Source organism: Nocardioides oceani (assembly GCF_030412965.1).
GTDB lineage: Bacteria > Actinomycetota > Actinomycetes > Propionibacteriales > Nocardioidaceae > Nocardioides > Nocardioides oceani.
Map to the genome: position 1 here is coordinate 1 of NZ_JAUHJQ010000017.1, position 13,647 is coordinate 13,647.

Annotated in this window: 12 protein-coding genes, 1 pseudogene and 1 other annotated feature; of the genes and pseudogenes, 7 read left to right on the plus strand and 6 right to left on the minus strand. The window is 67.3% G+C overall.

Translation table 11 applies throughout. The features are described from left to right. Positions 1–947 precede the first annotated feature (947 nt). Complete coding sequence (locus QWY28_RS21710; RefSeq protein ID WP_300954967.1) at positions 948–2,048, plus strand: tyrosine-type recombinase/integrase; 1,101 nt, start codon at positions 948–950, stop codon at positions 2,046–2,048. Positions 2,049–2,172: 124 nt separating this feature from the next. Here the strand turns inward: QWY28_RS21710 and QWY28_RS21715 are convergent, their stop codons facing one another. From QWY28_RS21715 to QWY28_RS21730, 4 genes are all read right to left on the minus strand, one after another. Further along, on the minus strand, positions 2,173–2,748 hold the full coding sequence (locus QWY28_RS21715; protein WP_300954968.1) for a DUF305 domain-containing protein: 576 nt from the start codon (positions 2,746–2,748) through the stop codon (positions 2,173–2,175). Between the two features lie 145 nt (positions 2,749–2,893). Next, positions 2,894–3,646: an FAD:protein FMN transferase gene (locus QWY28_RS21720; RefSeq protein WP_300954970.1), complete on the minus strand. Its 753-nt coding sequence runs from the start codon at positions 3,644–3,646 to the stop codon at positions 2,894–2,896. An 86-nt stretch (positions 3,647–3,732) separates the two neighbouring features. Continuing rightward, positions 3,733–4,182 (minus strand): FMN-binding protein, encoded by a 450-nt coding sequence (locus QWY28_RS21725; protein WP_300954971.1) that lies wholly within the window; start codon positions 4,180–4,182, stop codon positions 3,733–3,735. A gap of 18 nt (positions 4,183–4,200) precedes the next feature. Continuing rightward, complete coding sequence (locus QWY28_RS21730; protein ID WP_300954972.1) at positions 4,201–5,526, minus strand: ferredoxin reductase family protein; 1,326 nt, start codon at positions 5,524–5,526, stop codon at positions 4,201–4,203. Positions 5,527–5,974: 448 nt separating this feature from the next. On the opposite strand from QWY28_RS21730, the gene QWY28_RS21735 reads away from it, so the two are divergent. From QWY28_RS21735 to QWY28_RS21750, 4 genes are read left to right on the plus strand one after another with little or no spacing between them, the layout of a single operon-like run. Further along, entirely contained in the window at positions 5,975–6,418 is a 444-nt protein-coding gene (locus tag QWY28_RS21735; protein WP_300954973.1) for a hypothetical protein, read from the plus strand. A gap of 41 nt (positions 6,419–6,459) precedes the next feature. After that, a complete protein-coding gene (locus QWY28_RS21740) occupies positions 6,460–7,146 on the plus strand; it encodes a response regulator transcription factor (RefSeq protein WP_300954975.1) in 687 nt (228 codons plus the stop codon). 11 nt (positions 7,147–7,157) lie between these two features. Continuing rightward, positions 7,158–8,531, plus strand: a complete 1,374-nt coding sequence (locus QWY28_RS21745; RefSeq protein ID WP_300954976.1) for a sensor histidine kinase — start codon at positions 7,158–7,160, stop codon at positions 8,529–8,531. Between the two features lie 38 nt (positions 8,532–8,569). Next, entirely contained in the window at positions 8,570–9,265 is a 696-nt protein-coding gene (locus QWY28_RS21750; protein ID WP_300955024.1) for a VIT1/CCC1 transporter family protein, read from the plus strand. Between the two features lie 292 nt (positions 9,266–9,557). On the opposite strand, the pseudogene QWY28_RS21755 reads toward QWY28_RS21750, so the two are convergent. Together QWY28_RS21755 and QWY28_RS21760 are read right to left on the minus strand one after the other, a co-directional pair. After that, positions 9,558–10,772: pseudogene (locus QWY28_RS21755) on the minus strand (IS3 family transposase). Further along, positions 10,358–10,488: a sequence feature (AL1L pseudoknot), on the minus strand. Its footprint overlaps the pseudogene before it by 131 nt. A 184-nt stretch (positions 10,773–10,956) precedes the next feature. Further along, positions 10,957–11,436, minus strand: a complete 480-nt coding sequence (locus QWY28_RS21760) for a hypothetical protein (protein WP_300954978.1) — start codon at positions 11,434–11,436, stop codon at positions 10,957–10,959. A 508-nt stretch (positions 11,437–11,944) separates the two neighbouring features. Between QWY28_RS21760 and QWY28_RS21765 the strand changes: the two genes are divergently transcribed. Together QWY28_RS21765 and QWY28_RS21770 are read left to right on the plus strand one after the other, a co-directional pair. Continuing rightward, positions 11,945–12,349, plus strand: coding sequence for an ArsR/SmtB family transcription factor (locus tag QWY28_RS21765; RefSeq protein WP_300954980.1), 405 nt, complete (start codon positions 11,945–11,947; stop codon positions 12,347–12,349). Continuing rightward, positions 12,346–13,470 (plus strand): cation diffusion facilitator family transporter, encoded by a 1,125-nt coding sequence (locus tag QWY28_RS21770; RefSeq protein ID WP_300954981.1) that lies wholly within the window; start codon positions 12,346–12,348, stop codon positions 13,468–13,470. Before QWY28_RS21765 ends, QWY28_RS21770 begins: the two co-directional genes overlap by 4 nt. Positions 13,471–13,647 lie beyond the last annotated feature (177 nt).

Genomic DNA, 13,647 nt, shown 5'->3' on the forward strand with positions numbered 1-13,647 from the left:
CGAGGTCTTTCGGGTGGCTGGCGTAGGAACCGCCATCTTCGAAAGACCTCGACCTCTATCCCGGCACCGACGCGCCGACCCCGGCCGCGTCGTCCGCTACACCCTCAACTGTGAAGAGCCCATAAAGTGCGTAATCGAGTCCAGCGTGATCCCCTCCGGTTCTGCTGCCCAGGTGTTCGGGTCTGCACAGGTCGGTCGCACCGTGTCACAGTCGACTACAACTGGCCGGACGGGTCAGGCTCCACCCTCGCAGGCGCCTGAACGGCGGCGGCCCAATGGAGACATTAACCGTCGCTGCTCGCCTTGACTCGGTTTCCAGGGTGCCGTTCGACCCGAATCCCGCTGCTCGGATCGACAACGGAGCGTGCTGGCCAGTCTCCGAGTGCACCCGAGGGCACTCGAGCATCTCGTACTTCCTGCGCGTGGGCGCGAAGGTGGCACCCCGACCCAAGCATCGGGAGGGGAAGCCGCCACCCAGTCACACCCCACCGTTCGAAGAGAGCGATCGAAACTGCCACTAACACCCGCACTCCGGTCCCACGAACGAAACTGCCCTGCGCGCTCTCAACACGATGGGGCCGGCAGACTCTCCCTGGAACCACCAACCGGGCGCTCGAACCCGGGGTTTCTGGGTCACGAAAGCGCGACACAAGCCGGAATGGCTCAAATGACAAGTGGCCCGTGACCTACGTTTCCGCAGGTCACGGGCCACTTCCCTAGTAGCGGGGGCAGGATTTGAACCTGCGACCTCTGGGTTATGAGATCTACCTACCGCCGATCTCCCGGGTGTCGTCAGGCGGGCGACTTTGGTAAAGTCGCAGGTCAGAGGCCAGTTTCACTCCCACACCCGTCCGCATTCGTCCAGACTCATCCGGCCGGGTTTGCGTACAACTGGCGTACGAGCAGCTTTCCAGATTCGTCTCGGGAGGTTCCAGATGGCATGGGTCATGACACGGCACGGGGCACGCGGCACCCGGTACACGGGTGCCTATCGCGACCCCGACGGAGCCACCCGCTCGGCCGGCTCGTTCTCCACCCGGCGCGACGCGCTGCGCGCGGCCAACCGTGAGGAGCAGAAGGTGCTCGCCGGGGCTTGGCACGACAACGCCCACGGCGACATCACGTTTCGTGCCTACGTCGAGAAGGAGTGGTTGCCCAACAAGCACGTCGAGGCGAGCACGCGGGCGGCGTACATCTCCTACCTCGACAAGCACTTCTTCCCGTTCTTCGGACACCGTCGCCTCAACAAGATCTCCCCCTCACTGGTCCAGGACTGGGTCACCCAGGCCAAGGCCGACGGCCTCGCACCCCGCTCGATCCGCAAGTACCACGTCTTCTTGTCCTCAGTCTTCGTCCGCGCCGTCAAGGACCGGGTCCTGGTCTACAACCCGTGCGACCACACCGAGCTACCCAAGGTGATCACCGGCAAGGCCCGCACCCTCGCTCCCGACGAATACGAGCGCCTCCTTGCGGCGCTCCCCCAACAACACCGGCTGATGATCGAGACCCTGATCGAGGCCGGATTGCGGTGGGGCGAGCTCGTCGCCCTCAAACCCCGCCACATCGACTTCCTGCGCCGCACCCTGATCGTGGAGGAGACCATCGTGGAGGTCTCCAAGAAGCACTCCCCCACCGGCCAGCGCTACCTGGCCAAGCCCTACCCCAAGGACAACGAACCCCGCACCTTCGGCGTCCGCCAGGCCTGGCTCGACAACATGGCTGAGCACATCCGGGTCAACGGCATCGGGCACGACGACCTGCTGTTCCCCACCCGCGCCGGCACCCCGATCTCCCGGAACACTTTCCGTACCCGGGTCTGGCTTCCCGCGGTTAAGGCGAGCGGGGTCGACTTCCCGGTCCGGGTCCACGACCTCAGGCACGCCCACGCCTCCTGGCTCCTGGCCGGCGGCGCCGACCTGATGTCCGTGATGGAACGCATGGGCCACTCCCAGATCCAAACCACCCAGAAGTACCTCCACACTCTGCCCGACACCGACCAACGCAATCTCGACGCGCTTACGCGTGTCCAGACACGAAGGGACCCATGACTCAGGGACCCGGCGAGGGATGAGGCGCGCATGTCCACCGCGAGCGGGTTCGAGCGCTAGGGGCGAGCTGGCGTGGCCCGCACGAGATCTGCGGGCCACGCCTGAGTGGACGCCTGGGCCGCGTTCAGGAACCGAGGAGGTCCTCCATCTGGGCGATCTCCGCGGTCTGATCGGCCTCGATCTTCTCGGCCAGCCCGATGGCGTCGGGGTTCTCACCGTCCTGCTGCTCGGTCTGGGCCATCTCGATGGCCCCCGTGTGGTGCTCGATCATCATCTGGAGGAACATCTGGTCGAACTCGGCGCCGGTAGCGGCGCCAAGGCTTTCCATGTCGGTGTCGCTCATCATCCCGGGCATGTCGCCTCCGGAGTGATCCATCCCGCCCATGGAGTCGGAGGAGACCTCTTGGCCCCAGTCCTCGAGCCATCCGGTCATGGTGTCGATCTCGGGGCCCTGAGCGGCGGCGATCTTGTCGGCCAGCTGCTTCACCTCGGTGCTGGAGGCGCGCTCCTGGGCCATCGTGGCCATCTCCACGGCCTGTTCGTGATGCGGGATCATCGACTGGGCGAATGCTACGTCGGCGTCGTTGAACTGCGCGCCGTTGCTAGCGGTTGAATCGTTGGAATCGGTGTCGCTGCCGCAGCCGGCAACGGTCAGTGCCGCCACAACTGCAAACGCGACGGACATGAGTGTTCTCTTCATGGGTGTACCTCCTGAGTGATCTGTCAAAGTGGGGGCATGCGGAACTAGCGGAGCGCGGGAAGGCGGGTGAGGTCGCGGACCCCCTGGGGGTGGCTTGAGGCTGCCGGGTTTCGCCAGCACTGGCTCGGATGGCGACCCGCGCCGCTCAGCGGCCAAGGGGGTCCGTCAGGATCTGTGCCAGCTCCTCGAAGCCGTCGGTGCACCAGTACTCGCCGTCAGGGGTGACTGCGAAGCCTTCAACGCCAGCGAGCCCGTCCAGCCAGGGCCGGGAGTCGTGCCCCATGGCGAAGGCGGCGGTGGCGGCCCAGTCGACGAGGGTGAGGTCGCTCCCGACGACGGTGATGGATGCGAGCTCGCTGGCGGCCGTGTCGGCGACGGGGTCGATGATGTGCGGGCCGCGTTCGGCTGTCCCCGAGGTGGCCGCGGCCAGGCGAGCGTGTTGCGCCGACGGGCTGGCCACGGCGAGCAGCCGGTGCCGGTCGGAGGGGTCGACGATGCCGATCCGCCAGGCATCGCCTGGTCCGGGGACTCCAACGCACTGCACATCACCGCCGGCGGTGATGCAGTGGTGCTCGGAACCGGCACGAAGCAGCAGGTTGCTGGCCACCTCGACGCTCCACCCCTTGACCATGCCGGAGGGGTCGAGCCGTCCTTGGGGGTGGTCGGTGAAGTAGCCGCCGCTGGCTGTGGCGGCTTGTTGGCACAGGTCGAGCACGTGCCGCACTTCCGGTGCGCACTCGTCCAGGAGCAGTGAGCCGTTGGCCAGCCGGGTGATCTGGCTGTCGGGTCGGTAGGTGCTGAAGGTGTCGTCCACCCATTGCCACCAGGCCACCATCTCATCGACCGCGGCCGCGGCGGGGTCGAGGTCGCGCACATCGAGGGTGAACACGGTGCCCATCACCTCGACGATCCGACGGGTGCCCTCGACACGGTCGGCTCGCGGCTCATGACCTTGCGATATCGGGGGTGGTGACATCGAATGGGTCATGCTCCTCGGCCCGTCTGCGCGGATTGAGTGGTCTGGGTGGGCTGGTTGGCGATCTGGTCGAGTGCGGCCTGCAGCGAGCTGGCGTAGCCCTCGCTGGTGTAGGTGGCGCCGGAGACGGCGTGGATGCCGGCCCCTTGGGCCGCCAGCGCCTCGCGGCGCAGGATGGGGGCGGAGTAGTCGGCGATGCTGCCCGACTTCCCACCGGTGGGCAGAGCGACGGCCTGGACGTCGGTCAGCTTCCCACCCTTCACGGTGACGCGGACCTGGACCGGTCCGTAGCGGGTGGTGATCAGCGGCCCGGTCATGGTGCCCTGTGCGGCCGGGGCCAGCGCCACGTTGGACTGGCCGGCGAACGCGAGCGGGTCGGCCGAGGTGGCGGCCTTCCCACCGATCAGCAGCAGCAGTCCCAGGACGGTGCCGGCGGTGGCCAGTGCGGGACGGTTCATGGCTCCTCCTCCCCCTCCTTAGAACGTGAACTGTTCGGTGTGGATGTGTCGGGCCGGGACGCCGCAGCGCAGCAGGCTGTCGCGGGCGGCGACCATGAACCGGGGTGGGCCGCAGACGAAGGCGTCGCGGTCCTCCAGGTCAGGGATCAGGCGGCGCAGCCGCTGGTCGACCAGGACGTCGGCGTCGCTGCCGGGGGCACCGAGGACGTAGTGCACCTCGATGTGCTCGGCCCGTGCCAGGGCGTCGAGCTCATCGGCGAGGATGATCTCATCGGCGTGGTTGGCCCGGTAGATCAACGTCACTGGACCGGCGTCGGGCCCCAGGATCGTGTCGGCGTCGTGGGCGTGGTGCTCGAGCATGGTGCGCAGCGGGGTGACCCCGATGCCGCCGGCCAGCAGGAGCACGCCGTGCCCTTTTCGGCGTGCCGGGGTGAACGCGCCGTAGGGTCCTTCTGCGATCACCCGGGTGCCGGGACGCAGGCGCTGCAGGTCGCGGCTGTGGTCGCCGAGGTCCTTGACAGTGATCCGCAGCTCGGCGTCGGTCGGTGTCGCGGACAGAGAGAAGGGGTGGGACTGCCACCAGCCGCGGCGGGTGAGGAACCTCCACCGGAAGAACTGTCCGGGCTGGGCGCCGAGCCTGTCCAGGCCCTCACCGGAGACGGTGATCGAGACCACGCCGGGTGCCTCCGTGGTCACCGAGGCGACCCGCAGCCGGTGCCGCAGGGCGTCGCGGACCGGGACCAGCCACCGGTACCACAACAGGGCGGCGCCGACCGCGCCGTACAGGGCGATCCAGGCGGCCTTGGCCCAGCCGGTCTGGAAGTCGGCGCCGGCGGTGAGCGCGTGCAGGAAGCTCAGCGCCACGGCGATATAGGTGAGCAGATGGATCAGGTACCAGGTCTCGTAGCTCACCCGACGGCGCACCGAGCGGGCCGAGATGATGCCGACCACGACGAGCAGGCCAAGCCCGATGGTGGCCAACAGCACGTTGGGGACCGCGACCAACAGGGTCGAGGCCTCCGCCAGGAACCCGGTCTGGGCGGTGATGGCGTAGCCCCAGGTGATCAACACGGCGTGCGCGACCAGCAGGCTGAGCAGGTAGCGGCCGCCCATGGCGTGCCAGCGGGCCAGCCGGTCCGAGCCAAGACCGTGCTCGATCCAGGGTGCACGGCTCATCAACAGCAGGATGACTGCGACGGCATAGCCACCGAGCAGACCAGTAAGCCGCCCGGCCCCGGTGAGCCACTCCCCCAGGCCGGCCAGGATCGTGGTGTCGTGCCACCACAACCCCAGCACGGCCACGGCACCGGTGATCACCACGGCGAGCAGTCCGCGTTCACTCACCGTGCGGCGGTAGGGGCGATGCCCCCTGGCCCGCGCGGACTCGGGGGTGGGTATCGGGCGGGCCAGGGTCGTCGTCATCTCACTGTCTCCTCTCTCTTACTCGACTGTCGGAGTCACTGTCGGGTCACTGCGGTGTGGTGGCGGGTGGTGCTGGGGGTGGGGACGGGCCGGTCGGGGGATCTCGACCCGCCCCACCGTCTGAGGGAGGCGTCCAGCCAGGTCCATTCCCGCTCGACCCCTGCACTTGTTCTGGTGGGGCGGCCACTCGCAAGTGCGGGGCCGTGGAAACGACGTTAGTTGAGCCTCGGTTAGGGGACCGTTTGCTCTGGGTTGTCGCCAGGCCAAGACTTTCCTGGTCGTGCGCTAACCGTGCATGGGGGGCGCCCCTAACCGATACTCCTCGACGCTGTGAGTCGTTCCTACATCCGATCGTTCGAGGAGAACCCCCGTGACTGACTCATCGCCTCTTCACCCCACGTCATCGACCACCGGTTCGCGCGTGGGTGCAACCGCACGGCGAGTCGCGTCGGCAATGATCGCCGCGGCAGGCGTGCTGCACCTGGTATTGGTTCCGGAGTATCTGGCCGAGGAACCGTTCGTGGGCATCCTTTTCCTGCTCTCCGTGCCTCTGACTGGCTGGGCAGCCTGGCGGTTGTGGCGCGGTGAGCACCTGACGGCGTGGCTTCTGGGAGCTGCCGTCTCCGCCGGCATGATCGGCGGGTTCCTCGCCAGCCGCACCTTCGGCCTGTTCGGCTACACCTCCACCGACTGGGCCGAGGGCATGCCCTCATTGCTGGTGGAGGCAGTATTCCTCGTGCTTGCCGCCCGCCACCTCATCTCGCAGCGCACAACACCTGCCCTGGCCAACGCGGGTCGGGCCGGCCGGCCCTGATGTCGGAGCCGCCACCCGGGGACGCTTCTAGGATGAACCCCGTGAGCCCCCGGGTGTTGGTTATCGAGGACGACGCGCTGATCGGCGCGAGTCTGCAACGCGCCCTAGAAGCAAGCGGATACATCGCCGAGTGGGCCAATGACGGCGCGCAGGGTCTCGAAGCAGCGCGATCGAGCGTGCCCGATCTGGTCCTGCTCGACCTCGGACTCCCTGATAGCGATGGAGTCGAACTGGCGCGCGTCCTGCTCACCCTGCACCCCTCGTTGCCGGTAGTGATGCTCACCGCTCGTGCCGAAGAGGCGGACGTGGTGACCGGGTTGCACGCCGGCGCGGTCGACTACGTGATCAAACCGTTCCGGCTCGCCGAGCTCTTGGCCCGCGTGCAAGCGCACCTGCGGGCCGCCGAGCGGCGTGACCAGACTGCACGCGTGGTGACCGTGGGCGACCTGCGCGTGGATCTTGGCGCCCGTCGGTTGTGGGTTTCAGGGCACGAGGTGGAGTTGCGGGCCAAGGAGTTCGACCTACTGGCTCGTCTGGCTCGTGACGCCGGACAGGTGGTCACCCGCCAACAACTTCTCGCCGACGTGTGGGATGAGCACTGGTTCGGTTCCACCAAGACTCTCGACGTTCACGTCGCTGGACTGCGCCGCCGCCTCGGGGAGCAGCCGGGCTCCGGGAGCCGGATCACCGCCCTTCGCGGGGTGGGCTACCGCCTCGAGACGCCATGACCCGACGCGTCATGCTCACCGTGGTCATGGTCAGCGCCCTCGCGGTGACCGTGTTCTTCCTTCCGATGGCCCTGTTGGTGCGTCAACACAACCAACACACCGATCTCCTTGAGCTGCAGAAGCTGGCCGTATCCGCCGCCCACGAGGCCCCTACCGACCTCCAGGAACCCGGAGTATGGCGTCCCCCCGATGCCGACCCCGAGCACCGATACGCCCTCTACGACAGTACCGGTCGGCGCATCACCGGCGATGGCCCAGACATCGCAGACGCCGCGGTGAGGGCCGCCCTGCGCGACGGTGTGGCCGGGGTGGCCACCGACACCCAGATCATCGCTGCGACCGCGCTGGGGAGCGGAGCCGGGCAGATGCGCGGGGCGGTCAGGGTCACAGAGCCAGCCGAGGAGAGCGCCGCGCGCACCACCGGCGCCCTTGCCTGGATGGCCGCTTTGGCCCTGGGCGCGGTGCTTGTCGCCGCCTTGGCCGGATGGTGGCTGCTGCGCCGTCTCCTGGGGCCGGTCAACGCCCTCCGCGCTGCGGCCGAACGCCTAGGCCAAGGTGATTTCACCGTGACCCTCCCCGACACCGGCCTGCCCGAGATTGACGACGTTGGCCGCGCCCTCACTGCCAGCGCTGAGCGGATCGGTGGGCTCGTCGAGAGGGAACGAAGATTCTCCGCGGACGCTTCCCACCAGCTGCGCACGCCCCTTGCCGCGACCATCGTGGCACTAGAGACCGAACTGATTGCTCCGCGCCCGGACCCCCGGACCGTTCTGTTCGAAAGCCTGGAGGCACTGGGTGGCTTGGAGGCCAGGGTCACCGAGCTGCTCCATCTCGCCCGCGACACACCCGGGCCGCGGCCCCCCATCGACCTGCACGCGCTGCTCGACGAACTCTCAGCCACCTGGGGTCCGAGGTACCGCGCCCACGACCGATCCCTGCAGGTTCAATATCAGGACCCGCCCGAGGTTCGCGCCTCTGAGGCCGCACTACGCCACATCCTGGACGTGCTCCTCGCCAACGCGCTTCGCCACGGTGAGGGCGACGTCGTCATCGGGGCCGCGGCCACCGCCGGCGGAGTGACCATCAGTGTCACCGATCAAGGCCCCGGCCCCACTCGACCCGACACCCTGTTCGAACGCCGCGACTCACAAGCCGTCGGCACTGGCATCGGCCTCGCGCTCGCCCGATCGCTCGCCGAGGCCGAAGGCGCTCGGCTCACTTTGCGCGACATTCAACCGACGACGTTCGAGCTGCTCATCCCCTCACCTGCGCAGCGCACAGAAGACTGGTCCCCCGCTGAAGTAGTGGCCACCCGCCGACCCGGCGTCATGATTTCGCAACTCGGCAACCCGGAGAGCACCGGAGGGGCTAACGAGACCCATTGAACGCAACACCGAACCGGCATTCCAAGGAGACAGTTCAAGTGGTAACTCATCGTGAAACGCATGTTGCAGACCGTGCTTCATGGCTTCGGGCAGCAGTTCTGGGCGCCGACGACGGCATCGTGTCCACGGCCGGGCTAATGGCTGGCGTCGCGGCCGCGGCCGGCACACGGACGACAATTCTCACTGCCGGTCTGGCCGGCCTCGTCGCTGGAGCCATCTCCATGGCGGCCGGCGAGTACGTATCAGTGTCTTCCCAACGCGACGCCGAACGCGCCGATCTGAACAAGGAGCGCCGGGAACTCACCGAGGATCCTGAGGGTGAGCTTCTCGAGCTCACCCTCATCTACGAGGGCAGGGGACTAGATCGGCCCCTGGCGGAACAGGTAGCACAAGCGCTGAGCAAACACGACGCTCTGTCCGCCCACGTTCGCGACGAGTTGGGCCAAGGCGAGCAAAGCGCGGCCAAACCGGTGCAAGCCGCGATCGTGTCAGCCCTGGCCTTCGCCATCGGCGCTGCCGTACCGCTCTTCGCCGTCCTGATCGCGCCGACTTCCACCCGAACCGTGATGCTTGTCAGCGCCACTCTGCTTGCTCTGGGTGTCCTGGGTGTGGTGGGAGCACGCCTAGGCGGCGCCAGACAGAGCCGGGCAGCGATGCGGGTTCTCGCCGGCGGCACCGCCGCCTTGCTCATCACTGCCGCAGTCGGCAAACTCGTCAACACATCGGGACTCTGACGTCACAGATTCGCGCCGGGAAAGATCGAACACACATGCGGCGGTCATGCGTCAAACGATCTCGCGGACTTTAGCTTCGCTAGGTCTTCCAATGTTTGGCAGTCGTCTCGAGTTTTCAGGCTGCCTTTCCCATGAACCGCCCTGGATTTATCGGAGGGCTGGTTGGTTTGTCGACGGCGCTTGAAAACGAGGCCATAGCAACGGATCGGCCTCGTTTTGGAGCGTTGGCGACGTGGTTGACGGCGTCCGGGTCGGGGGTCGTCGTCTTAGCCTGCCGGTGACGCTGTTCGAACTAAATCGGTGGCAGGTAACCGATCGAGGAGTGGAGTCGTCGAGTGTTGTACCAGTGAGACCCAGCGGGCGACCTGCCATTCCACTGCGGAGCGGTCTCTCCAGGTCGGTCCGCCGCCGTTGATGGCGCTCGGTCTTGAACAGCCCGATGGTGGACTCGCACAGGGCGTCGTCCAGGTCGTCGCCGACGGTGCCGATCGAGCCGGCGACGCCTGCTTCGAGCAGCTCGGCGGTGAACGCCACGGAGGTGCGACCCGGCGTCGGAGTGATGACCAGCCCGCTGGTGGTCCAGGTCGGGCCAGTGCTCGCTTCGCCACGGTGGCTGGTGCGCAGAGCTTGGGTGGATGGCGGCGAGGACCAGCTGGGTCCTCATCGAGGAGGTGACTACCCGCAAGCCGAGGATCCGGCGGGAGAAGACGTCGACGACGAAGGCGACGTAGACGAAGCCCGCCAGGGGTCCAGACATAGCTGAAGTCGGCCACCCACAGCTCATCGACCGCCTCGGGTGCATCCCAGCCGCGGCTGACCAGGTCCGGGTGCCGCGGCGCCGAGGCATCCCGTGGCGTCGTGGTGGTGTGGTGGCGGCCTCGGACAACCTCGCGGATCCCCGCGATCCGCATCAGCCGAGCGACCTGGTCCCGGCCCACGTCCAGGCCGGCGTGGCGGGCGGCTCTGTCGAGCTTGCGGGCCTCGTAGACGCTCCACTCCTCCCCGGTGCAGGGTCACCAGCGCCTTGGCCAGGTTGGCATCCTCGAGCTCGACAGCCGTGACCGGGTGCCGACGGCGCGCGTCGTAGGTGGACGGCGCGATCACGCAGCCGTGCTCGGACAGCACGGTGCAGATCAGCTCGACGCCGAACCGGTCACGGTGGGACTCGATGTAGTCGACGATCACTTGGGTCGGCGGTCGAGCTCCGCCTGAGCGAAAACGCCGCACTGGTCTTGAGGATCTCGTTGGCCCGTTCCAGCTCGGCCACGCGCTTCGTCAGTGCCCGGCCCTCAACGGACTCACTGGCCCGCGACGATCCGGCCTGGGTGCCATCGGCAGGGCAACGCTCCTCGACCCAGTTACGTAGCGTGGCCTGATTGAGGTCCAACAGCGAGCCCACGTATCGTCGTGCGCTCAACTTCGACTCACCCGGCTCGGCCAGCCGGTCGCGGTACATCCGTACCGCCCGATCACGGAACTCCTGGTCGTACTTCCTAGGTGCTGACACGGTGCTGACTCTCCTTGGATAGTTCAGCACCCTCCGGGATTTCCAGGGCGGTTCACCGACGCTCAGCCGTGACCCAGCAAGGCACCACGTACTACCGCGGATAGCCACGAACGGCAGGTAGACACAAACGACAGCCACCAGGTGCGCCAAAACACCTGGTGGCTAGAACGTGGTACCCATCGCCTCAGTCGTCGGAGCCGTTGTCGTCGGACCCGTTGTCGTCGGAGCCGTTGTCGTCGGAGGAGCCGTTGTCGTCGGAGCCGTTGTCGTCGGAGGAGCCGTTGTCGTCGGAGCCGTTGTCGTCGGAGGAGCCGTTGTCGTCGGAGCCGTTGTCGTCGCGACCCTTGTCGTCGCGACCCTTGTCGTCGCGACCCTTGTCGTCGCGACCCTTGTCGTCGCGACCCTTGTCGTCGCGACCCTTGTCGTCGCGACCCTTGTCGTCGCGACCCTTGTCGTCGCGGCCCTTGTCGTCGCGGCCCTTGTCGTCGCGGCCCTTGTCGTCGCGGCCCTTGTCGGCGCGGCCCTTGTCGTCGCGGCCCTTGTCGGCGCGGCCCTTGTCGTCGCGGCCCTTGTCGTCGCGGCCCTTGTCGTCGCGGCCCTTGTCGTCGCTAGCTGGGCTGACGGTCGATGTGCCGGCGTTGGAACTGGCGTTGGCAAGCGCCACTCCACCGATACCTGTCGCGAGAACAACCGCAGTAAGGATCCCAGCGCCCAAAGTGGAAGTGAGCTTCATGTCATCTTCTCCGTTCGTCGAGTGGAGCGCGGATCCGGCCCGGCCCCGTTCTTCCCACCGCGTTTTGCGGCGTCACTTAGGAGACTAGGAGGCGTCGAGTTAGCGCTCGGACGTCACAGAGTTAACGCTCGGCAAGCATCTTAAGGGCGGGCTGCTTCTCCGCAAGGGCAGCGCGCCACCGCCCTCCCGACCAGTGCCCCCGCCTGGTCGCTAGCGAACGCGAGGCTGGAAAGGGACTTAGGTCGGAGAACTTGGAGGGTCGCGCCATCGTTGTACGCGGCTGACGTTGCGCGATCGACCAGTCCGGGATGCTCGTCGCGGGCGAAACTTGCCAGTCGGCTTCCAATGAGGCATCGAATCGCTCGATCTGGGCACAGCTCACTGACTCCCACTCGGTGCGAGGATATCCTCCCTCCCACCCATGCGTTAGTGTTTGCGCATGTGCGCATATAGAGAGCCAGCGTCGCATCCGATCCTTCCCGAGGATGAACAGGTCGACCTGGCTGTCGAGGTGTTCCGCATGCTCGCCGACGCCACCCGCGTGAAGCTGCTGTGGGTACTGCTGCCAGGCGAAGCCTCCGTGAACCAGCTCGCCGAGGCGGTGGCCAAACCCCAGGCTGCGGTCTCCCAACACCTGGCCAAGCTGCGCATGGCCCATCTGGTTCACACCCGCAGGCAGGGAACACAGGTGTTCTACCGCGTCGTGAGCGACCACGTGCGCCAGCTCATCGAGGACGCGATCTTCCACGCCGAGCACGCAGGTGGCGGCGTACCGCACCACCACCGCGACGATCCAGACCTCGCGGGCCCGACAGCCACGAAACCGAGCAGGAGCCTCTCATGAGCCCCGATACATCAGATTCCCACGATCACCCCTCCCCCACGCCGTCGCAGGCGCCGCACGAGGACCACGACGACCACGACGGCCACGACGGCCACGACATCGATCACGGCCATGCCCATGGCGCACACGACCATGAACATGCCACCGGGATCAAAGGCTTCCTCTCGTCACTGTTCCGTCCGCACAGCCACGACGCCGCGGATTCGATCGACTCGGCGCTCGAGTCGAGCGCGGAGGGCATCCGGGCACTGAAGATCAGCCTGGTCATCCTCGGCCTGACCGCGCTCGCGCAACTTGTAGTGGTCCTGTTCACCGGGTCGGTGGCCCTGCTGGCAGACACGATCCACAACTTTTCCGACGCGTTGACGGCGGTGCCGTTATGGATCGCCTTCGTCATGGTGCGTCGGGCGCCCACCCGCCGCTACACCTACGGGTACGGCAGGGCCGAGGACCTGGCCGGGGTGTTCATCGTCGCGATGATCGCGCTGTCGGCGGCCGTCGCGGGCTACGAATCGGTGCGGCGCCTGTTGGATCCGCAACCGATCAGCAACGTCGGGGTCGTGCTCGCCGCCGGTGTCCTGGGCTTCGTCGGCAACGAGGCGGTGGCCCTCTACCGGATCCGGGTCGGTCGCAAGATCGGCTCGGCCGCCCTGGTGGCCGACGGGTTGCACGCGCGCACCGACGGATTCACCTCACTGGCGGTCGCCGGCGGCGCCATCGGCGTGATGGCCGGCTTCCCGCTCGCCGACCCCATCGTCGGGCTGCTCATCACCGTGGCCATCCTGGTGGTCCTCAAGAGCGCCGCCCGCGACATCTACCGCCGACTCATGGACGCGGTTGAGCCCGAGCTCGTCGACACCGCGGAGGCAGCCCTGCGCACCGTTCCCGGCGTTCAGGACGTCGAAAGCCTCCGGCTGCGGTGGCTGGGCCACCGGCTGCGCGCCGAGACCGACATCACCGTGGAGAACACCCTCAGTGTTGCCGCGGGTCACGCGATCGCCGTCGCCGCCGAGCACGAGTTGCTGCACGCCGTACCGCGCCTCGACGCCGCCACCGTCCACGTCAACCCCAGCCACGGCGAAGGTGCAGACCCGCACGAGGTCATGGCCCACCACCAGTAGCCGGGACGAGAAAGGCGATGACACCGGATGCTCCGGGCTGGAGCCCTGGCGTCATTTGGCGGACCAGGGCCGGCACCACGCCGACGAACTAACAACCCGGGAGGTAGTCCCCGCACGGGTCATGCCACCTGCCCATACCCTTCGACCCGCGTCCCACGACCAACCAGGAGCATCAAC